Annotated in this window: 20 protein-coding genes; 8 read left to right on the plus strand and 12 right to left on the minus strand. The window is 71.0% G+C overall.

Going from position 1 to position 20,444, the window contains the following annotated elements; genetic code table 11:
• Position 1 precedes the first annotated feature (1 nt).
• The gene (locus tag ACFWYW_RS03645) at positions 2-724 is read right to left on the minus strand and encodes a hypothetical protein (protein ID WP_379609482.1); all 723 of its coding nucleotides are present in this window, start codon (positions 722-724) and stop codon (positions 2-4) included.
• A gap of 156 nt (positions 725-880) precedes the next feature.
• On the opposite strand from ACFWYW_RS03645, the gene ACFWYW_RS03650 reads away from it, so the two are divergent.
• Positions 881-1,972, plus strand: coding sequence for a winged helix DNA-binding domain-containing protein (locus tag ACFWYW_RS03650; RefSeq protein WP_379609483.1), 1,092 nt, complete (start codon positions 881-883; stop codon positions 1,970-1,972).
• Between the two features lie 10 nt (positions 1,973-1,982).
• Positions 1,983-2,810 carry a PhzF family phenazine biosynthesis protein gene (locus ACFWYW_RS03655; RefSeq protein WP_379609484.1) on the plus strand — a complete coding sequence of 276 codons (828 nt, stop codon included), beginning with the start codon at positions 1,983-1,985 and terminating at the stop codon, positions 2,808-2,810.
• 283 nt (positions 2,811-3,093) lie between these two features.
• Here ACFWYW_RS03655 and ACFWYW_RS03660 read toward each other — a convergent pair whose 3' ends face one another.
• The 6 genes from ACFWYW_RS03660 to ACFWYW_RS03685 form a co-directional block, all read right to left on the minus strand.
• Entirely contained in the window at positions 3,094-3,957 is an 864-nt protein-coding gene (locus ACFWYW_RS03660) for a biotin-dependent carboxyltransferase family protein (RefSeq protein ID WP_379609485.1), read from the minus strand.
• Entirely contained in the window at positions 3,954-4,571 is a 618-nt protein-coding gene (locus ACFWYW_RS03665) for an allophanate hydrolase subunit 1 (protein ID WP_379609486.1), read from the minus strand. Before ACFWYW_RS03665 ends, ACFWYW_RS03660 begins: the two co-directional genes overlap by 4 nt.
• A 25-nt stretch (positions 4,572-4,596) precedes the next feature.
• The gene (locus tag ACFWYW_RS03670; protein ID WP_379609487.1) at positions 4,597-5,352 is read right to left on the minus strand and encodes a LamB/YcsF family protein; all 756 of its coding nucleotides are present in this window, start codon (positions 5,350-5,352) and stop codon (positions 4,597-4,599) included.
• Positions 5,353-5,363: 11 nt separating this feature from the next.
• The gene (locus ACFWYW_RS03675) at positions 5,364-6,122 is read right to left on the minus strand and encodes a thioesterase family protein (protein WP_379609488.1); all 759 of its coding nucleotides are present in this window, start codon (positions 6,120-6,122) and stop codon (positions 5,364-5,366) included.
• Positions 6,123-6,132: 10 nt separating this feature from the next.
• Positions 6,133-7,704, minus strand: a complete 1,572-nt coding sequence (locus ACFWYW_RS03680) for a hypothetical protein (protein WP_379609742.1) — start codon at positions 7,702-7,704, stop codon at positions 6,133-6,135.
• 105 nt (positions 7,705-7,809) lie between these two features.
• A complete protein-coding gene (locus ACFWYW_RS03685) occupies positions 7,810-7,965 on the minus strand; it encodes a hypothetical protein (RefSeq protein ID WP_379609489.1) in 156 nt (51 codons plus the stop codon).
• 276 nt (positions 7,966-8,241) lie between these two features.
• On the opposite strand from ACFWYW_RS03685, the gene ACFWYW_RS03690 reads away from it, so the two are divergent.
• The 3 genes from ACFWYW_RS03690 to ACFWYW_RS03700 all read left to right on the plus strand — a co-directional run bounded on the left by ACFWYW_RS03690 (position 8,242) and on the right by ACFWYW_RS03700 (position 12,993).
• Complete coding sequence (locus ACFWYW_RS03690; protein ID WP_379609490.1) at positions 8,242-8,811, plus strand: HhH-GPD-type base excision DNA repair protein; 570 nt, start codon at positions 8,242-8,244, stop codon at positions 8,809-8,811.
• A gap of 206 nt (positions 8,812-9,017) precedes the next feature.
• Complete coding sequence (locus tag ACFWYW_RS03695) at positions 9,018-11,111, plus strand: SpoIIE family protein phosphatase (protein WP_379609491.1); 2,094 nt, start codon at positions 9,018-9,020, stop codon at positions 11,109-11,111.
• A gap of 241 nt (positions 11,112-11,352) precedes the next feature.
• A complete protein-coding gene (locus ACFWYW_RS03700; protein WP_379609492.1) occupies positions 11,353-12,993 on the plus strand; it encodes an RNA polymerase sigma factor in 1,641 nt (546 codons plus the stop codon).
• Between the two features lie 465 nt (positions 12,994-13,458).
• Here ACFWYW_RS03700 and ACFWYW_RS03705 read toward each other — a convergent pair whose 3' ends face one another.
• Entirely contained in the window at positions 13,459-14,220 is a 762-nt protein-coding gene (locus ACFWYW_RS03705; protein ID WP_379609493.1) for an ABC transporter permease, read from the minus strand.
• 183 nt (positions 14,221-14,403) lie between these two features.
• Here ACFWYW_RS03705 and ACFWYW_RS03710 point away from each other — a divergent pair, with 183 nt between their 5' ends.
• Together ACFWYW_RS03710 and ACFWYW_RS03715 are read left to right on the plus strand one after the other, a co-directional pair.
• Positions 14,404-14,991 (plus strand): TetR/AcrR family transcriptional regulator, encoded by a 588-nt coding sequence (locus tag ACFWYW_RS03710; protein ID WP_379609494.1) that lies wholly within the window; start codon positions 14,404-14,406, stop codon positions 14,989-14,991.
• 393 nt (positions 14,992-15,384) lie between these two features.
• Positions 15,385-16,605 (plus strand): MFS transporter, encoded by a 1,221-nt coding sequence (locus tag ACFWYW_RS03715; protein ID WP_379609495.1) that lies wholly within the window; start codon positions 15,385-15,387, stop codon positions 16,603-16,605.
• A gap of 153 nt (positions 16,606-16,758) precedes the next feature.
• Here ACFWYW_RS03715 and ACFWYW_RS03720 read toward each other — a convergent pair whose 3' ends face one another.
• On the minus strand, positions 16,759-17,499 hold the full coding sequence (locus tag ACFWYW_RS03720) for a YaaA family protein (protein ID WP_379609496.1): 741 nt from the start codon (positions 17,497-17,499) through the stop codon (positions 16,759-16,761).
• An 88-nt stretch (positions 17,500-17,587) separates the two neighbouring features.
• On the opposite strand from ACFWYW_RS03720, the gene ACFWYW_RS03725 reads away from it, so the two are divergent.
• Positions 17,588-18,745: a hypothetical protein gene (locus tag ACFWYW_RS03725; protein ID WP_379609497.1), complete on the plus strand. Its 1,158-nt coding sequence runs from the start codon at positions 17,588-17,590 to the stop codon at positions 18,743-18,745.
• On the opposite strand, the gene ACFWYW_RS03730 is transcribed toward ACFWYW_RS03725, so the two are convergent.
• Genes ACFWYW_RS03730 through ACFWYW_RS03740 form a run of 3 tightly spaced genes read right to left on the minus strand, consistent with a single transcriptional unit; the run spans position 18,642 to position 20,427 of the window.
• Positions 18,642-19,238, minus strand: a complete 597-nt coding sequence (locus ACFWYW_RS03730; protein ID WP_379609498.1) for a hypothetical protein — start codon at positions 19,236-19,238, stop codon at positions 18,642-18,644. The genes ACFWYW_RS03725 and ACFWYW_RS03730 overlap by 104 nt on opposite strands.
• Complete coding sequence (locus ACFWYW_RS03735; RefSeq protein ID WP_379609499.1) at positions 19,235-19,804, minus strand: hypothetical protein; 570 nt, start codon at positions 19,802-19,804, stop codon at positions 19,235-19,237. Before ACFWYW_RS03735 ends, ACFWYW_RS03730 begins: the two co-directional genes overlap by 4 nt.
• The gene (locus ACFWYW_RS03740; protein WP_379609500.1) at positions 19,801-20,427 is read right to left on the minus strand and encodes a hypothetical protein; all 627 of its coding nucleotides are present in this window, start codon (positions 20,425-20,427) and stop codon (positions 19,801-19,803) included. Before ACFWYW_RS03740 ends, ACFWYW_RS03735 begins: the two co-directional genes overlap by 4 nt.
• Between the last annotated feature and the right edge of the window lie 17 nt (positions 20,428-20,444).

A 20,444-nucleotide genomic window follows, 5' to 3' on the forward strand; every position in this document is an offset into this window, starting at 1 on the left:
GTTAGCCGTAGTTGATGACGGAGGAGATGCGGTCGTTCCAGCCGAGACTGTCGAGTTCCCGCATCTCCTGGTACGGCTGGACGTGCAGCGAGGCGCCCCCCAGATCGATGTGGTCGTAGTAGGCCACGTGGCAGTCGTTGGTGCTCATGGAGCTGATCGTGTCGTTCCAGGACGGCGAGGTGGGCCAGCCGCCGCGCCGCTTGATGGCGAGGTTGGGCCAGTAGTAGCCGGCCTGCAGCCAGAACCAGTCGCCGCCGTAGTGGTGGTGCTCGAACATCTGTACCTCCCTCGCCGCCGCCTGGACGCGCGGGCGCGTCTGCGCGGCCGCCCAGGCGGCGGCGCGCAGGTGCCGGCCGTCGGTGAAGGCGTGCAGGGTGGGGCCGGTGTCGTCGAGGGCGAAGGTGAGCGGCTGGCCGTTGAAGCGCGTGATGTCGGCCGGGTCGTACGCCACGCCGTCCACCACCAGGGCCATCCGCGGCGGCCGGTGCACGATGGCGGGGTCGCTCGCCGGCCCGTGCAGCGTGCTCAGGCCGCTCACCCGGCTGGGCTGGGCGGGCGGAGGCTGGGTGAGCGCGTGGCCGACGAACTCCGGCAGCGTGGTGATGCCGCGCTCGCTGAGCACCTCCAGGACGTCCTCCTCGCTGATGCCGCCAACATGGGCGGAAAAATCCAGCAATCGCTCCACCTCGCGCCGCGTCTCCGTGGTGATCGGTTCTCTGCTCACGTCGCTCTCCTTTCGGCCGCACCGTCGCGGCCAGGGACGCCATGTTCTCCGTGGCCCGCGGGGGCGGGCCAGTAGCCGCACTGTGACACCTTGACTACTTCTCGCGACTTTCAGTCAAGATGAGCGTCTAGGCGGGTCAGGTGTAGAAAGGGGCACGTGAATGTTGCGGTGACCTGGTCGCAGGTACTGGCATGGCGGCTGCGGCGCCAGCACGTGAGCGGCCCCGGCGCCGACGACCCCGTGGCGGTGGCCAGGCGCCTGTGCGGGATACAGACCCAGGTGGCCTCCTCGGCCCAGCAGGCGGTCGCGGTACGCAGCGCGCGCCCCGACCCCGGCGCCGTCGACCGGGCCCTGTGGCAGGAGCGCACGCTGGCCAAGACCTGGGTGATGCGCGGCACCCTGCACCTGGTGCCGGGCGACCGGCTGCCCGACTACTGCGCCGCCCTGGCCACGCTGCGGTTTTGGGAGAAGGGCGTGTGGCAGCGCGGCCACGGCGTGAGCGCGGCCGAGATCACGGCGATCGTCGAGGCGGTCCCGAAGGCGCTGGGCGGCCAGACCCCGCTGACCCGCGAGGAACTGGTCGACGCCGTCGTGGCCGGCACCGGCGACGCCCACCTGCGCGAGGCGCTCACCTCGGGATGGGGCGCGCTGCTGAAACCCCTGAGCAGGCTGGGCGAGCTGTGCTACGGCCCGCCCCGCGACGGCAAGGTCACCTTCACCACGCCGCGCGACTGGCTGCCGTCCTGGCCCGCCGAACCGCCGCCCCAGGAAGAGGCCGGCGTCCGCGTCCTGCGCGACTACCTGGGCGCCCACGGACCGGCCTCGCCGGAGACGTTCGACAGGTGGCTGTTCGGCGGCGTCGCGAAGAAGTCGGTGCTGAAGGGCTGGTTCCGCGACCTGGCGCCCGAGCTGACCGAGATCGACGTGGACGGCGAACCCCTGCAGGCCCTCACCGAGCACCTGGACGACCTGGCCGCCACCCGGCCGTCGGAGGAGGTCCACCTGCTGCCAGGCTTCGACCAGTACATCCTCGCCGCGCCCCGGAACCTGGCGGCGCTCGTCCCGCCCGCGGTCAAGCCCAAGGTCAGCCGTGCGGCGGGCTGGATCTCGCCCGTGGTGGTCCACCAGGGCCGGGTGGCCGGGGTGTGGGAGCCCAAGGACATGAAGGTGGAACTGTTCGAGGACGTCCCCGCGGGCCCGCTCGCCGAAGCGGTGACCGGGATGCGGGCGCTGCTGGCCGAGCTGTGACACTGGAGTCATGACCCGAGACTTCGCGCAGGTCGACGTTTTCACCGACACCGCCTACCGAGGCAACCCGCTGGCCGTGGTCCTCGACGGCGACGGGCTGAGCACCGAGGACATGCGGCGCTTCGCCCACTGGACGAACCTGTCAGAGACCACGTTCGTCCTGCCGCCCACCACCCCCGAGGCCGACTACCGGGTCCGGATCTTCACCCCCACCACCGAACTGCCGTTCGCCGGCCACCCCACGCTCGGCACCTGCCACGCCTGGCTGGAGGCCGGGGGCAAGCCCGCCGGCGGGGACACGATCGTGCAGGAGTGCGGCGCGGGCCTGGTCGACGTGCGGCGCACCGCCGGCGGGCTGGCCTTCGCCGCGCCGCCGCTGCTACGCGAGGGGCCGGTGGAGGAAGAACTGATCGAACGCCTGGCCGAGACGCTCCGCATCGACCGCACCGCGATCGTGGACGCGCAGTGGGCCGACAACGGGCCCGGGTGGGTGGCGGTGCTGCTGGGCAGCGCGCGGGAGGTGCTGGAGGTGCGGCCCGGCGTCGTGGACCTGGACATCGGGGTGGCGGGGCCGTACCCGGAGGGGTCGCCGCAGGCGTTCGAGGTGCGCGCGTTCTTCCCCCTGCACGGCGCCACGGCGGAGGACCCGGTCACGGGCAGCCTGAACGCGTCCCTGGCCCGCTGGCTCCTGCGCACCGGCCGCGCCACCGCCCCCTACACGGCCTCCCAGGGCACCGCCCTGGGCCGCGCCGGCCGCGTTCACATCTCCACCGAGGCGGATGTCATCTGGGTCGGCGGCGCCTGCGTCACCTGCGTTCGTGGCGTCGTGTCTCTCTAGCTCTCTCTCTTTCGTTCGGGCGCTTTCTTTTTCGTTACGGCGAGCCGCCCCCACGCCACCCGCCGTCGTCGGCGGGCGCCGATCGTGGGGGTCGCTTCTCACGTCGGACGTGGTCCCCGCCGTCACGGCCCACGCCGACCAGATCGCCCGGCCCAGGTCAGGCAGCGTTGGGGTTTGCCCGTGACCGGGTGGACCCCGTGTGCGACCTAGCCGCCGCGCCCCCTGTGGTCCGGCCCGATCCTTTCCGGTGGTCAGGTGGTCAGGTGGTCAGGTGGTCAGGTGGTCAGGTTCGGGGTTTGTGGAGGGTGAAGCGGGTGGTGGCGCCCGGGCGGAGTTGGGCGGCGGTTGAGAGGTCGGCGGCGGACAGGACGGCGATCACCGGGTAGCCGCCCGTCGGCGGGTGATCGGCCAGGAAGATGATCGGCTGGCCGCTCGGCGGCACCTGGACGGCCCCCGCCACCATGCCCTCGCTGGGCAGTTCCCCCTGCCGGGCACGCTCCAGGACGGGCCCGCTCAGCCGTACGCCGACCCGGTTGCTGTCCTGGCTCACCTGGTAGGGCCGTCCGCAGAGTTCCTTCAGCGCCCCAGTCACGAACCAGTCGTCACGCGGCCCCGGCACCACCCGCAGCACGGCCGCCCCCGGCTCGCGCAGGGGGGCCACGTCGACCGAGATCTCCGCCAGCCCGTCCGCCGGGCCGACGGGCAGGACGGTCCCGGCCCGCAGCACGGCGGGCCCGAGGCCGGACAGAGAGTCGGTGGAGCGGCTGCCGAGCACCGGCTCGACCGCGATCCCGCCCCGGACGGCCACGTACGTGCGCAGGCCACTGACGGGCATCCCGAACCGCAGTTCGCCCCCCGCCGGAACCCAGAACGGCGCCCCCATCCCCGCGCCGGCCGGCGGCGGGGCCGTCAGCGGGCAGGGCGCGCCGGTCACGGAGATCCACCCGCCCGCCGGGAACGCCAGCCGCGCGCCCCCGAACGTCAGCTCGATGCCCGCGTGCCCCTCCGGGTTGCCCACCAGCCGGTTGGCCAGCCGCAGCGCGGCGGCGTCGGCGGCGCCCGAGTGCGGTACGCCCAGGTGCGCGTATCCGGGGCGGCCGAGGTCCTGGACGGTCGCGTAAGGACCGGGCTTGATCACTTCGATCATGCGGGCTCGAACCGCACGCGCGTGCCGGGCCGGAACAGCGACGGCGGCTCGGCCCGCACGTCCCACACCCGGAGATCGGTACGCCCCAGCAACCGCCACCCGCCGGGCGAGGCACTCGGGTACACCGCCGAGTGCGGCCCGGCGATGGCCACCGAGCCCACCGGAACCGACGTGCGGGGCGTGGCCAGCCTGGACACGTGGAGCACCGGGTCGAGCCCGGTCAGGTAGGCGAACCCGGGCGCGAACCCCAGCCACCCCACCACCAGCTCCCGCCCGCTGTGCCGCGCCACCACCTCGGCCGGTGTCAGCCCGGTCTCCCCGGCCACGTCGGCCAGGTCGGCGCCGTCGTAGACGACCGGAACCACGACGACCGGGGTCGCGTCCGCCCGGTCGCCGGACGGCGGCTCCGCCGCGGCCCGCGCCAGGTCCGCCAGCCGTTCGCGCAGCCGTAGCTGGTCGGCGCCCGGCGCGACGACGAGCACGGTCTCCGGCCCCGGCACGATCTCCACGACGGAGCCCGGCCGCTCGGCCCGCAGCAGCGCGTCCAGCCGGTGGGACACCTCCAGCGACCCGGTCTCCACGAGCAGCCCGTGCTCACCTGCCGCCCTGATCACCGCGCCACTCACCGCGCCGCCGCGGTCATGCGAACGCCTGCAGGACCACACCGGCCTCAAGCAGCCGATCGCGTACGGCCTGCGCGAGCCGTACCGCGTCAGGGGTGTCGCCGTGGACGCAGATGGAGCGGGCGCTGACCGCGACCTGGGTGCCGTCGGCGGCCAGGACGCTCTTGTCGACGGCCATGCGCACGGCGCGCGCGGAGACCGCGGCCGGGTCGTGGATCACGGCGCCGGGCTCGCGCCGGGGGACCAGCGTGCCCGCCGGCGTGTAGGCGCGGTCGGCGAAGGCCTCGGTGATCGTGGGTACGCCCTCGGCGGCGGCGAGGTCGTGGACGACGGAGCCGGGCAGCGTGAGGATCGGCAGCGTGGGGTCGTAGTCGGCCACCGCGTCGACGACCGCCGCGGCCTGGCCGGGGTCGCGGCAGATGCGGTTGTACAGGGCGCCGTGGGGCTTGACGTAGGAGACGCGGCCGCCCATCGCGCGGGCGATGCCGTCGACGGCGGCGAGCTGGTAGAGCACCTCGGCGCACAGTTCTTCCGGCTCGACCTCCATCTCCCTGCGCCCGAAGTGGGCCAGGTCGCGATAGGAGACCTGCGCGCCGATCGACACGCCCCGGTCGACGGCGGCGGCGCAGGTACGCCTGATGGTCACGGGGTCGCCGGCGTGGAAGCCGCAGGCCACGTTGGCGCTGGTCACGATGTCGAGCAGCGCCAGGTCGTCGCCGAGCCGCCAGATGCCGAATCCCTCGCCGAGATCCGCGTTGAGGTCGATCACCATGGCCCTATCTTCTACCGTGGCGCGACGAAGAGCGTCTGGGTGGCCGCGCCGACCTCGCCGTGTTCGTCGAACAGGGCCGATCGGGTGAGGCCGCGCCCGGACGGGCCGACGACGGTCTCGGCGTCCATGCAGATCCACTCGGTGGCGGGCGTGCGGAACAACGCGACCGTGAGATCCAGGTTGACGAACATGTGCGTCTCGAACGGCAGGGCGTGGCTGATCCCGTTGCCGCTGTCGGCCACGGCCAGGAGGCGTTCGAGCGGGGTCGTGGGCTCGTCTTCCACCAGGGGGACGCGCATGCGCATCCACGCCGTCGCGGGGCCGGTCTCCATGGGGGTGCCCTTGACGAAGCGCCAGTCCATGGCTCTGCCGTACCCGAAACCGGTCGACAGCCACGACGGCGGGCCCGGCTCGTCCGGGACGGGTGCCGGCGGCGGCGAGGCGGCGATCTCGGGGCTGTCGCTCTCGCGGATGCGCCAGGCGGTGGCCCTGACGTACTCGCGCCCGCCGGCCCGGACGGTGGCGGCCAGGCACTGCACCCTCCTGCCGTCGCGGATGACCTCCGCGCTGACCTCCAGCTCACCGACGGGGACGGGGCCGAAGACGTCGGCGGCCAGCCGGGACAGCTCCAGCCCCGGCACCGGCGCGGTGCGGCCCAGCTCGTAGGCGATCAGGGCGGTGACCGGGCCCATGTGCTGGAAGCCCGGGTGCCAGGGACCTTGGGTGTGCTCGGTGGCGAGGTAGCGGCCGGGGCCCAGCCAGGAGTACATCGGCATGGTTCTAGATCTCGTCGGGGATGTCGGCGATGTCGTCGAGGGCGGCGGCGAGTTCCTCGGGGTCGCCGCCGATGCGCTCGGCGATCTCGATCAGCACGTGCAGCACGTCGTGGCGGTCGTGCCCCAGGTCGAGCAGGCGCTGGGCGGCCTCCCACAGTTGCGGCGGGTCGCCGTCCCACAGCCTGGTCGCGATCTCCTCGTGCCAGGCCAGGTGCTCCTCGTCGATCTCGCCCACGTGGTCGAAGCGCAGCAGCGTGCGCCGGTCGGCCTGGTCGGCGGGATCCAGCTTGTCGAGGTCGATGTCACCGTGCACGCCCTGCAGGAACGGGAAGGCGAAGACCCGCCTGGCCAGCGCCGACAGGTCGCCGTCCGGCAGCAGCCGCTCCAGCAGCGGCAGGTCCAGGCCGAAGGAGGTCGGGTCGCGGTAGGCCTCGGGGAACTTCGCCGTCGCCTCCCACACCGCGTCCTGCGTCGCGCGCAGTCCACGCTCCGGCAGTCCGGTACGGCCCGCCGCGAAACGCACCCACGCCGACAGCACGTGCGGCATCGCCTCCTGCTCGGCCCGGCTCAGCATCACCTTGCGCGGCAGCCAGTCCAGCAGGAACGTCTCGCACTTGACCGGGCTGACCCGCATCGGCCGGTTGAAGTCCCGCTCGCAGCCGTAGTCGATGATGTGGTCGGCGCAGCGCGAGGCCGCCGACGGGTCCGACAGGTGCTCGGCGGCGTCGGAGGACAGGAACTCCGCGGCCAGCATGGCCCGCCGTTCGCGGCTGTAGGGCGCCTCGATGTGCAGCGGCGCCGGGCGCTTGCGGCCGGGCGGCAGCGCCTTCAGCCGGGAGCGGGCGAAGGCGTGGTAGGCGCTGTAGCTGTCGCTGACCGGCGGCGGCGTCTTGGGCACGGTGTGTGATGGTCGCGCCCGCTTCGCCGCTCGCTGGCTCGTGCCTCGCTCTCTCCCGTCGAGCTCCTGCGCTCCGCCGGTGGCCTTCATCGCCGACTCCAGCAGCGCCCGCGCCTGCTGCGGCTCGATCTCCTCGAACAGCAGCATCGGGTCGGCCTCCGCCTCGGCCCTGGCCTGGTCCAGGAGCTTCTCCACGTGGGAGGAGACCCAGGCGTCGCGTGCCATGCCGTTCATGTTGTGGTCGACGACCATGACCAGCGCGTGCCGGTCCTGAGGGCGGTCGGCGGCGGCCTCGCCCCACCGGTAGGCGAAGGTGCAGATCACGGTGTCCTGGTCGCCGTAGGCGTCGCGGGAGACGTAACAGCCGGTGGGCTTGACCGCGCCCACCCGGTCGGCCCAGCCGGGCCTGGCCACGCCGCCCTCCATCATCGCCAGCGCCGCGCCCTCGGCCTTGGCGCCCTGACGCGCGGTGCCGAGGTAGGCCAGGCAGATGAGCAACGTCAGCGAGGCGGGCGTGCCGGCCTTGGCCGCGTAGTCGACCAGCCCCTCGCCGAGCACCTGCTCGACGTCGCCGCCCTTGACGCGCTTTCCCCACCAGGCGCCGATCATGTCGGAGACCATCAGCTCCGCGTCGAGCGGCGTCCGTACGGCGAGAAGTTCGCGCGCCGCCTGCAGCATCTCCTGGAAGACTTCATCAGGATCGGTTCGATGTCGGCGCACGCCCTCACTCTCTCGCATTCCAGGCACAAACGGCGCGTTTCACGCAGCCTGGTGACCCCGATGTTATCGGGCGCTACGGGGCGGGGGCGCGGAGTTCACGATGGCGAGCAGGTGCTCGCGCGCGATGCGCTCCACGATCTGGGGAGTCGCCTCGATGCCGAGGTGCTCCGCGCAGGCGCACACATCGGCCACACATCGGTCGATCGTGTCGACAGGCACGGTGAGAAACTCTTCGGCCAGCCGATGACTAACTGGCTCTTTGAGCATGCGTGTGGCCAGAGCGAGCATAGTCGTGAGATTCCTCTGCAAGCCCGAGGGCAAACCCCCCGGAGACGGACGCGGGCGACTTGCGCTCTCATTTCATCTGTTCTCGGGCCGGTGTCAAGCCTCCAGGCCGACTGTGTTCCCTACGTTTACTAGACGTTCTCGCCTAGCTGTAGGTCCACCGATGCCGACCACCGAACGTGAGAGACCCTTTCGTGCGAAGCTGGTGCCATGCGCATCCAGCTCGCCCAGCGGACGGAGGCCGACGAGCTGCTCGGCCGCAGCCCGCTCGCCCTGCTCGTCGGCATGCTGCTCGATCAGCAGATCCCGATGGAGTGGGCGTTCACCGGCCCGCACACCATCTCGGAGCGGCTCGGGCACGACCTCACGGCCGGGGAGATCGCCTCCTACGACCCCGAGGCGTTCGCCGCGCTGCTGGCCGAGAAACCCGCCGTGCACCGCTATCCGAAGGCGATGGCCGGCCGCGTCCAGCAGCTCGCCGCCTACCTCGTGGAACGCTACGAGGGCGAGCCCGAGCGGATCTGGGCCGACGCCGCGGACGGCAAGGACTTGCTCAAGCGACTGCAAGATCTTCCGGGCTACGGCAAGCAGAAGGCACAGATTTTTCTGGCCCTGCTCGGCAAGCAGCTCGGCGTGCGGCCACCCGGCTGGCGCGAGGCGGCCGGACTTTACGGCGAGGAGGGTTCCCACAGGTCGGTGGCCGACGTCACCGACCCGGAGAGCCTGGGCAAGGTCAGGGCAACCAAGCAAGAGGCCAAAAGGGCGGCGAAGGCCAAGTAGCCTGATCTTGCTGCGTAATGTGGAGCGATTTTGACAGGATGCGTTGTCCATAGTGGAGACCCGCGGGTGGCGGGGGCTTCCGTCCGCGCACACCCATCGCCGATGATGTACAGCAGAATCCGGTCGCCCGGAGCTGCGCTACGCCGATACACAGTTATGGAGATGTGCCGCGTGGGAGACCCTGGCACGCGACGGAGGTGCCGACCATGAGCGCCGAGACCTCCGTTCCCCGTCCCCGGGAGTCGGATGTGGACATCTCAGACTCCGGCCTGTTCAAGGGCCTGCTTTCCGAGGCGGAGTTCGCCTTCGCCTTCTTCGACGTCGAAGGCCGCGTCCAGCGGGTCAACGACGTGTTCACCGACGTCGTCAGCGTGCCCGCGGACAAGCTGATCGGAAAGCCGCCGGTCGAGACGCTCACCGCCGACCTCAGCCAGCTGATCACGCATGCCGTGCAGGCCGTGATCGAGAGCGACGGGCCCGTCACGGAGAGCCGGGTGCGCGTACGCTCGGCCGAGGGTGACTCGCGGCACTGGTCGCTGTCGTTCTCGCCGATCCACGACGAGGGCGGCGAGCTGCGTGCCGTCGCGCTGGTCGGGCTCGACGTGACCGAGAGCCGCCAGACCGAGGAGGAGCTGCGCCGCAGCGAGGAGCGCTACCGCTCGCTGGTCGAGGCGCAGTCGCAGCTGGTGTGGATCACCTCGCCCACGGGCGCGGTGGTCGAGGACGCGCCCCAGTGGCGCGCCATCACCGGCCAGGGCCTGGAGGAGTACCTGGGGCAGGGCTGGCTCGACGCGGTCCATCCCGACGAGCGCCAGCAGACCGAGGAGGCCTGGCGCGAGGCCCTGCGCGGGCGGACCATGTTCGAGTGGAACTACCGGGTGCGCACCCGGGCCAGCGGCTACCGGCACTTCGAGGTGCGGGCCGTACCGATCATCAGGCATGGCCGGGTGGTCGAGTGGGTCGGCGCCAACACCGACGTGACCCCGCAGCGCGAGGCCGAGGAGATGCGCGGCAGGCTGACCGACCAGCTGGGCGCCGCCGCGCTGCGCACGGCCAGGCTGCAGGGCGCGACCGCGCTGCTCGCCGAGGCGCTGACGGTCGAGCACGTGGTCCAGGTCATCATCGACGTCGGACGCACCGCGCTGGCCGCCGACCGCTCCGCGGTGGCGCTGCTCGATCCCGACCGCGCCATGCTGCAGCTGATCAACGGCGAGGGCGTGCCCGAGGTGCCGGGGGCGGCGGGCGAGGAGATCCCGCTCGCCCACACCAGCGTGATGACGATCGCGGTCAACAGCCGCAGGCCGGTCTTCGCCGAGTCGCCGGAGAGCCTCAAGTCGCAGCTGCTGGAAGCCGGCGGCAGCGAGGAGGTCCTGTCGGCCTACCTCAAGCACAGCGACGAGCGGGCCTGGGTGGGCCTGCCGCTGCTGGCCGCGGGCCGGGCGCTGGGCGCGCTGCGCTTCTCCTTCACGCGGCCGCAGAAGATCTCACAGGAGGACGGCGTCTTCCTGGAGGCGCTGGCCGGGCAGTGCGCGCTCGCCGTCGAGCGGGCCACGCTGTTCGAGCGCGAGCACCGCACCGCCGAGACGTTGCAGCGCAGCCTGCTGCCCGACCGGCTGCCCGTGGTCAAGGGGCTGGTGCTGGCGCAGCGCTTCCGTTCCGGAAGCCGCCACGTGCAGGTCGGCGGCGACTGGTACGACGCCTTCGTGCTCCAGGACGGCCGGGTGGCCGCGGTGGTCGGCGACGTCATGGGCAAGGGCGTCAAGGCCGCCGCGGGCATGGGCCGGATCCGCAACGCCATGCGCGCGCTGGCGCTGACCAACCCGCCTCCGGCGGCCGTGCTGACCGGTCTCGACCGGGTCTTCGAGGCCACCGAAGAGGAGGAGCAGGTCACGACATTGGCGTACATGGTGGTCGAGCCGGTGACGGGTGAGGGGACGCTGGCGCTGGCCGGTCACCCGCCGCCCGTGCTGGTTTCACCGCAGGGTACGGCGATTCTGTGCGACGCCGAGCCCGGTACTCCGCTAGGCTGGCCGACCAGCCGAAGGCAGTTCCGGTTCGTGGTGCCGCCTGGCCATACGGCCGTGCTCTACTCCGACGGTCTGGTGGAAAACAGGAAGCGCGGGCTGGACGCCGGTCTCGCGGAACTTTGCTCTGTTGTGACCGAAGCTCCGCCCGAGGTGGTCAGTAGTCCGCATATGCTGCTGGACTTCCTGGTAGACCGGATGTTGTCGGGATATGAACAGGATGATGACGTTACCGCGCTGGCCATTCATGTTCCGCCGGCCACGAAGAGTGACTGAATGAAACAGTCATAAGGGTTGCTTTCGGGTATCAGTGCCGCCCTTACGTACGCACTACTGTCCGGGTCGGCCTAGGGTGGAGGTCAACCGCCGGGAGGTGGCCGTATGAAGTGCTGGGTCATGCCAGAATGCTGGATGGTCCGTTTGCGCTTCGCACGGCCTCGCCGTACTCCTAGAGAGGCATAGCCCCCCAGCGGGGATCTGGGTCCATTGTCGCCACGCGTTCGTTCGAGAGGTGTTCGTGTCGCCTGCAAGTTCGACTCGCTCGAAGCCACAAGAGCTGAACGAGCCCGTCATTCAGCGACTGCTCGAGCGTGGGCGCTCGCAGGGTTTCCTCGAGTCTGAGGATGTCCGCCAAGCCTTCGAGGAGGCGGACATCCCGATGTCGCACGCCGCCGCGTTCTTGCGGAACCTCAGTAAAGAGGGCGTGACCGTGGTGGTGACCGCCGCGGATTCGGCGGCACCGAAGAAGTCTCGTGGTCCAGCAAAGCGCCGCACCGCTGCCCCCGTCAAGACGAAGACCGCAGCGGCCGCCAAGGAGCAGCAGCCCGAGACCGTGACCGCGGTCGTGGGCGCGGCTGAAGCCGAGCCCGTCAAGAAGGCTGCTCCTGCCAAGAAGGCCGCCCCGGCGGCCAAGAAGGCCGCACCTGCCAAGAAGGCCGACAAGCCGGAGAACAACAACACCGGCCCGGCCGACACCAAGCCCAAGGCCCAGGAAGGCGCCGACGACGAGGACATCGACCTTGAGGGCGATGTCGATCTCGAAGACCTCGAGGACATCGAGGTCGACGACGAGGAGATCGTCGCCGAGGCCGAGACCGAGGGCGAAGAGTCCGACGACGACGCCGAGGAAGAGCCCAAGGCCGAAGCCGCGGCCGCCGCCGCGGTGCCGGAGAAGAACGAGGAAGAAGTCCTCATCCTCTCCGACGACGACGATGACGCCCCGGTCGCCCAGGTGGCCGCCGCGGGAGCCACCGCCGACCCGGTCAAGGACTACCTCAAGCAGATCGGCAAGGTCCCCCTGCTCAACGCGGAGCAGGAGGTCGAGCTGGCCAAGCGCATCGAGGCCGGCCTGTTCGCCGAGGAGCAGCTCGGCGGCGAGGTCGACAACCTGCCCGTCGACGTGCGGGCGGAGCTGGAGTGGATCGCCGAGGACGGCCGCCGCGCCAAGAACCACCTCCTGGAGGCCAACCTCCGCCTGGTGGTCTCGCTGGCCAAGCGCTACACCGGCCGCGGCATGCTCTTCCTGGACCTGATCCAGGAGGGCAACCTGGGCCTGATCCGCGCCGTCGAGAAGTTCGACTACACCAAGGGCTACAAGTTCTCCACGTACGCCACGTGGTGGATCCGGCAGGCGATCACCCGCGCCATGGCCGACCAGGCGCGGACCATCCGCATCCCGGTCCACATGGTCGAAGTGATCAACAAGCTGGCCCGGGTCCAGCGGCAGATGCTGCAGGACCTCGGCCGCGAGCCCACGCCGGAAGAGCTCGCCCGTGAGCTGGACATGACGCCCGAGAAGGTCGTCGAGGTCCAGAAGTACGGCCGCGAGCCGATCTCCCTCCACACGCCGCTGGGCGAGGAGGGCGACAGCGAGTTCGGTGACCTCATCGAGGACTCCGAGGCCATCGTTCCGGCCGACGCCGTCAGCTTCACGCTGCTGCAGGAGCAGCTGCACTCCGTTCTCGACACCTTGTCGGAGCGAGAGGCGGGCGTCGTGTCGATGCGCTTCGGGTTGACCGACGGGCAGCCGAAGACGCTGGACGAGATCGGCAAGGTCTACGGCGTGACCCGGGAGCGGATCCGCCAGATCGAGTCGAAGACGATGTCCAAGCTGCGACACCCGTCGCGGTCCCAGGTCCTGCGGGACTACCTGGACTAGTCAGCTGGTTTTCGCAGGCCCCGTACCCCTTGTGGGGGTGCGGGGCCTCCGCGTTACCAGGACGCCCTCCTCCTTCCGCCCCCGTGGTGAGCGCCGGGGGCCTCCGAGATGCGTGCCCGGCCGGTGCACCCCGGTGCTTTCCGGCGCCGCGCGGTGGTGGAGTGGGCTGATTCGGGGGTTCGGGTTACTGGCAGCGTTTGGCTTGGTGGGCTTCGCCTTGGGCGGTGGAGGTGGCTGTCACCGTGTCGCAGTGTGCGCTGAGCGTTCGGGCGTCGACGGGAGGGGCTGCCCATGAGGCCACGGTGATGACCGCGGTGGCCACGATGGTTCCCGTTAGACGTCGCACGGCGGGCCTCCTCAGCTAATCGGACATATATGCATTTATGTGCCCGAACGGCGCCAAAGGTAGTCGCTTTGTGGCGATGTGTGGTTTTGGGGGGAAGTGATTTGCGAGGGAGCCGGTCGTTACTCTTGGTGAGCTGACGATCGGGGCCAGGTGTCGCGGGCGGCCAGTTCGATGGTGGTGACGCAGGCGACGGCCTCGGCGGCGAGCAGGGCTATGAGGACCACCAGCTGGACCAGCCCGGCTGCCAGTGGGGTGGCGCCGCCCAGCAGCATGCCGACGAAGGCGCCGGGCAGGGTGACCAGGCCGACGGTGCGGGTCTGGTCCAGGGCCGGGACCAGGGACTGTGCGGCGGCGGGTCGGCAGATCTCCAGCCGGGCGCTTCTGGGGAGCAGGCCGATGGACAGGGCGGCTTCGACCTCGCCGTGGCGTTGGGCCAGTTCGTCCCGGGCGCGTTTGCCGGCCAGGGTGGTGGCGGTCATGCAGCCGCCCAGCAGGATTCCGGCGATCGGGATGACGACGAGGCCGTCGGTGGAGATCACCTGGCAGGCCATCAGGAGGGCCAGGACGGGCACGGTGCCGGCGGCGATCGGGACGCCGGCCCACCACCAGCCGCCCTGGCCGCCGGTGATGCGGCGGCCGGCGGTGAAGGCGGCCACGCCGTACATGAGCAGGACGAACGCGGCTGTCGCGGCCGGCAGTGTCAGCACCCAGGTGATCACGACGGAGACCGCGCCGAGCTGGACGGCGGCTCGCGCGCAGGCGGTCACCACGGCGGGACCGTGGCCCAGGCGCCCCAGCCAGGCGACCGTCGCGCCCGCGGCGACCAGCAGGGCGAGCGCGACGGGCAGCAGCGGGGTGATGTTGATCAGTGAGGAGCCCATGGACGACCCTTATCAGGTACGGGCGTCCGCGGGCCTGCCGGATCGCGCTCTGCCCTGTGTGAGTCGCGTAGTCGATCTTGTTGGAACGGTGCGTTGTGGCCGGCGCGGGGGTGTGCGGTCGTCGGGGCGGTGGCGCGGTACGCTGTGAACGATACGGACTTTTGTTCACAGGAGGCGCTGCGCATGCCGCCGGCATTCAACCAGCGTGAGCGGGCACGGATCACCGAGCAGCTACTGGAGGCGGCTACGCGGCTGTTCGCGGCCCAAGGACTGCGCAAGACGTCCCTGCAGGAGCTCACCGAGCCCGCCGGAATCGCCAAGACGTCCCTGTACGCCTTCTTCGACTCCAAGGAGGACCTCTACCTGGAGGCCATGCTCCGGCAGGGCGAGCAGGTCAGGCGGCGGGTGATCGACGAAGGGCTGAGCCGGGGCGAGGACACCCGGGACTCGCTGCGCCGGTTTCTGCGGACGACCGTGGCGGAGCTGGAGGTCAATCCGCTCTATCGGCGGCTCCTCGCGCACCCTGAGGAGGTCGCGCTGCTGGCCACCAAGCTCACGCCCGAGCGGATGGCGCAGGCGGAGAGCGGGCCGCTGGCGGATCTGCTGGAGTTCGTGGAGGGGCGGCTGGCGGGGGATCCCCGGGTGGTGGTGGGGGTGCTGCGGGCCGTGTTGCTGGTGCCGCTGCATGCCGACGAGCTGGGCGCTGAGCTGTATCCGGCGATCATGGACCGGCTGATCGACGCGGTCACTGACGGGCTCGTGCCGCGCTGACGGCCGCGAGGGCTTGTGGCGGGCTCGGCGATCGCCTGCTCGTGCCGGGCTCGGCGAGGGCTTGTGAGGGGCTACTGCTGTGGGGGCTCCCGCGCCCGACTGCCGTAAGAGCTCCTGCGCCCGAGCGCCGTAAGAGCTCCTGCGTCCGAGCCGCCGTAAGAGCTCTCGCGTCCGACGGCCGTGGGGACTTCCGGGCTCGACGGCGTGGGGTTTGTCCGGGGTTGGCGGCCGTGGCATGTGGTGGGTTCGGGGGTTGGCTGGCCTGTGGTGGTTTGGGGTTGGGTGGGTGCTGGTGGGGCGGGTTGTGGGGGTGAGGGTCGGGTAGGGTGGCGGGCTTCGTTCGGGTTTTGGTGGTTGTGGAACGTCCCCTTCGGCCTTGGTTGAGGAAGTCTCGTGTCCTTGCGTAGGAACAAGCAGTTCCGGCTGCTCTGGATCGGTGGTGCGATCTCGCAGCTCGGAACCGACATGACCAGGATCGCGATGCCCATGCTGGTGCTCGCGCTCACCGGTTCGCCGGGGCTGGCGGGGGTCGTGGCCGGGGCCAAGGCGGCGGCGATGATCGTGGCGCAGATGCCGGCCGGGGTGTGGGTCGATCGGTGGGATCGGCGGCGGACGTTGCTCGGGGCGCAGGCAGTGCAGGTGCTGGCGGCGGCTGTGCTGGCCGGGGCGGTGCTCGCTGGGGAGGCGCACGTTTGGGTGGTGGTGGTGCTGGCCGTGGTGGATGGGGTTTGTGTGGCCTTTGTGGGGCCTGCCTGGGATACGGCGATTCGTGGAGTTGTGGCGCCTGAGCAGCTTCGGAGTGCCTATGCGCAGGAGGAGTCGCGGCGGCATGCGGCGGCGCTGGCTGGGCCGCCGGTTGGTGGGTTTCTGTATGGGCTGGGGCAGGCTGTGCCCTTTGTGGTGGATGGCTTGAGCTACCTGGTGGCGTTGGTGGCTACTTTGTTCGCCAGGGTGCCGCGGCGGGCTCAGGGGAGTCCTGGGCCGGTCAAGAAGGGGATGCGCCGGGAGGCGGGGGATGCCGTCGGGTGGGTGTGGCGGCGGCGGGGGCTGCGGGAGATCTTTCTCATCGCGATGATGCTCAACCTGCTCGGCGGCGCCTTTCTGATTCCGCTGGTGGTGCTGATCGGCGAGCGCGGGGGTGACGCGCTCAATACCGGGACCGTGTTCGCGGCCATGGGGATCGGCGGGCTGGCCGGTGCGCTGCTGTCGGGGTGGCTGGGGCGGCTGCTGGCGGCGGGGAAGCTGGCCATCGTGTTCACGACGGTGTTCGGTGGGGCGATCGTGGCTATGGCGCTGCCGTTCGGGCCGTGGTGGCCGATGGTGCCGCTGCTGCTGTTCTCGCTGACTACGCCGACGTTCAATGTCGTGGTGTCCGCGGTGGTTTCGCGGCTTGTGCCGGAGGACATGCTCGGGCGGGTGGGCGCGGCGCTCACGCTGGTCAGTCGGGGGCTCAACCCGCTGGCGCCGGTGCTGGGCGGGTCGCTGGCCGCGGCGTTCGGCGGGGCGTGGGCGCTGGTCGGGATCGGCGGGATCATGCTGGTCGTGGCGGGGGTGGCCGCGGCCAGCAAGGACGTCAGGACGTTCTCTGACGAACCCGATCAAATCACCGCCTGAACCGCCCACCGCCCACGCCTCCTGTGGCTCCCACGCTGCCCGCGCCGCCTGTGGTGCGTGAGCTGTCCAGGAACTGCCTGGGTCGTCCGAGCTGTGCGCCGCCTGTGGTGCCTTCGCCCCTGTCCGCCTGCCTGTGCTCCCCAGCCGTCTGAGCTAGGCGGTGGCCTCCACGTCGAGGTGCCAGGGGTGGGCCGGTTTGGGGCGGGGGCCCAGGGTGGTGGCGAAGCCGTACGTGTCGAGGAGTTTGGCTAGGTCGGCGGGGGTCGTGGGGTCCTCGCCCGAACGCACCAGCGCGCGGGCGATCGCGCCCCGGGTGGCCTTGGCCATGTGGCTGACAACCTTGCCGTCGCGGAAGACCCGCACCGCGACGGAGCGCTCGCCCGGCTTCCACGCCCCCGCGTACGTGCCGGAGCGCATGTCGACCACCAGGCCGGGCAGCCCGTCGAGCTGCTTGGTGATCAAGGGACGCCAGAAGGCGGCGAGACCGCCCAGCACGGGCAGGGTCACGCCCATGGACAGCCGGTACGGCGGGACCCGGTCGGTGATCCGCAGCACGCCCCACAACCCGGAGAAGATGAGCAGCGACTCCTCGGCCCTGCGGAGTTCGGCGGGGGAGAGGGTGGCCAGGCCGAGGTTGTCGTACAGGACGCCGGTGTAGAGCTCGGCGGCCGGAAGCGCCGGTGCGCTCTCCAGCGCGAGGTTCTTCTCCAGTTCGGCCGCCAGACCCGGCGTGAGGCCGAGGACGTCGATGGCGTCGCGGCGCTTGGACGCCCTGGCGACGGCGGTTCGCACGCGTTTGCGGGCCTTGTCCAGCGCGGGGAAGGAGAGCTCGCCCAGCGGGGCGCCGGAACCCTCCGGCGCCTTGCCTTCGGACGGCGGCAGCAGAATCAGCACGTCAGACAGCTTAGGGCCGGTAGCATCCACAGCGATGAAAGCGTCACTCTCCCCAGTTTGGCTGCCTTGGGATGCACTTGTCCTGGCAGTGCGGTCCTTCCTGCCCCTCGCCTTCTTCTACACGGTGGGCCGCGTGGTCCACGACCTGATCCTCGTCGGCGCCGTCTACGCCGGTGACGTCGAGGCCCCGCGCAAGTACCTGGGTTTCGCGGTCATGAGCCTGGCCGTGCTGGCCACCCTGGCCTCGTACGTGGCCATGCTGCAGGTGCTGCGCAGGAACGCGATCCTGACCGGCGCCGCCGAAGGGCAGGGCGGGCGGCTGTCGACGTTGATCGCGCAGACCATGCTGCCGTTCCTGGCCTTCTACGGGGCCTGGGGGCTGTTCACCGACGACGTGCAGCAGTACAGCATCCTGTCCCAGGAGCTCTTCGGGGTGCAGGAGATCGAGAACCTTACCTTCAACCCGCTGCTCACCACCTCGTTCATCGCCCTGGGCGCGTTCGCGGCCCGGGTCGCGGTCGGCAAGGCGTACGAGCGGTGGCCGAAGGGGCGCCTCGGGCTGCTGTCGATCGCGCTGGAGTCCATGTGGATGTTCTTCGCGGTGATCAGCGTCGAGCACTGGATCGGCGAGCGGATCGCGTGGCTGACCTCCAGGTCCGCCTGGGTGGCCGCCGCCGACGTCATCGGCGGCGTGCTGGGGCCGGTGGGCGAGGCCGTCGCGGTGGTCGTGCCGAATCTCAAGGACGCGCTGGTCCTGCCCCTCGTCTGGGTGACGATCGCCGCCGTCGTCTACGGCCGTGAGATGGGTCAGGGCGAGGCGCTGATCCAGGGCACCCGGGTCGAGTCGGGCGCCGGACGGGTGAAGGAGGCGGCGCCGGAGCCGGTGCGGAAGGTGGCCGAGTTCGTCTCGCGCGACCTGCGTGACAAGTACACGCCCATGCTGAACGGCCTGCGCATGGTGCTGCGCGCCGGGCCGGTCTTCTTCCTGGTGTTCTGCCTGTGCTACACGCTGCTGGGCGTGGGCCACGACTGGGCGTTCATCGGCGTGGTCAACCTGGTCGGGGCGCACGAGAGCAACTGGTGGACCGTGTGGCATGGGCCGATCAAGTTCGGGGTCACGGCGGTCTACGAGGTGCTGCGGATCAGCCTGCTGGCGGCGGCCCTGCAGATGGCGCTGCGGATGGCGTCAGCCGTACGAAATTCTCGTGGTGGTCGCGAAGACGCACCTCAACCCGCAGAGAGCTGACCGCGTCGGCCGGGACGGCGAAGCTCGCCTGGAACTTCGCCTCCACCCCGGGCTTGGCCAGGATCGGCTTGTAGGTCTTCTCGTCGATCCGGGTGCACAGCGTGGAGACCTTGGGGACGCCCTTCACCCGCGTGGTCGGCGTCCAGGTGCGCGCGCGGGCGTCGCGGACGGCCGTTTCGCAGCCCTTGGACATGGCCTTGCTGGCCGCCGCGTCGCGCGGGGTGACGCCGATGACCGCGGTGACGGCCGTGGTGCCGGGCGGGAGGTCGTCGCCCGAGGTCTGGCCGATGCCGATCAGCCGCCACGTCGAGCCCTCGAACGCCGCGCCCGACCCGGCCGCGGCGTCGATCGGCTCGCCGCCCGAGCGCAGGCCGTAGTCCTCCAGCTTGGGTACGACCTGCACGGCCACCAGCGCCGCGACGGCCGCGGCGAGGCCCAGGCCGTACCAGAGGTGCCTTATGCCCTTGTCGCGCTTGGCGCGCCGCCCGCTCACGCGTCGTCCTCCTCGATCGTCACCGTCGGTACGGCGGCGCCGGACAGCCCCAGCGGCACCTCGACCCCGGGGCCCAGCGCGGCGTTGAGCCGGTGGATGGTGGTGTATCTGGCCTTGGTGATCCGCAGGATCGCGCCCTTGACGGCATCCGGCGGCAGTTCGAAGGCGATCGTGCCGCGCTGCGGGATGCCCGCCTCCAGGTCGGCCGAGTCGAGGGTGGAGAAGCGGTCGGTGGCCGCGTAGCGGGTGCCGTTCAACGCCTGGAGCTCCACGGTGCCCAGCTGGACCCGCTCCTGGGTGGCGGTGGCGGTCAGGTGGACCACGACCCACACGCCCTTGGTGACGCGTTTCTCCTTCTTGTCCAGGAAACCCGTCAGCACCAGCTCGCGGCCGGCCTCCGCGCGCTCCACGCGAACGGTGTACGGGGTGGTGCGGACGTCCTGGCCGACGGCGCCGGTCGAGGAGAGGGGCTGGTAGACGCGGTCGGCGTCGGGCCGTAGCCGCTGGGCGGCGCCGACGGCCACGAGCAGCAGCGCCGAGGCGACCAGCGCGATCAGCTTGTTCATGCCCGCTCCAGCGGGGTGTCGAGTATCCAGCGCGGATCGTCCTGCCGGTACCAGAGCGAGGTGCCCGAGTAGTAGCCCAGCAGCGACCAGCTCGGCTGGTAGTCCTCGTCGTGGACGGCGACGCTCAGCCGCGTGGGGTCCGGAGCCTCGGCGGCGACCTCCCACGACAGGCGGACGGTCTCGGCCATGCCGGGATTGAGCAGGCTGCCCCGGTTGTCGCCCGGACGCAGGATCAGCTGGTCCTTGATGGACATGACCTGGTCGAGCGGCTTGCCGTCGAGCTTGATGGCGAGGCGGGCGGCCATGTCGGACAGGGACGCGGGGAACCGGCTGACGTTGGTCACGTCCAGGTCGAGCACCACGTACCGGCCCTTGTCGGGCTCGCCGAAGGGCGACGGGTTGGGGTCGCTGGTGGTGTACGCGGCCTTCTTCGGCACGAGCTGGAAGCGGTTGCCGGTCAGCTTCTGCCCCAGCGCGGTCTTGGGCGGCTCGTTCTTTCCCGCGTCCGCCAGCCCGCCGAGCGGCCACGCGATGGCCAGCGGGAGGAGGATCACGGCGGCGAGGCCCGCGAACCACATCCAGGCCCGGCCGCGCGGCGACGTTTCGTGGGATGGGGAGGACACCTGGGGAATCGTAATAG

Origin of the sequence: Nonomuraea sp. NPDC059023, from assembly GCF_042740095.1 — a bacterium.
GTDB lineage: Bacteria > Actinomycetota > Actinomycetes > Streptosporangiales > Streptosporangiaceae > Nonomuraea.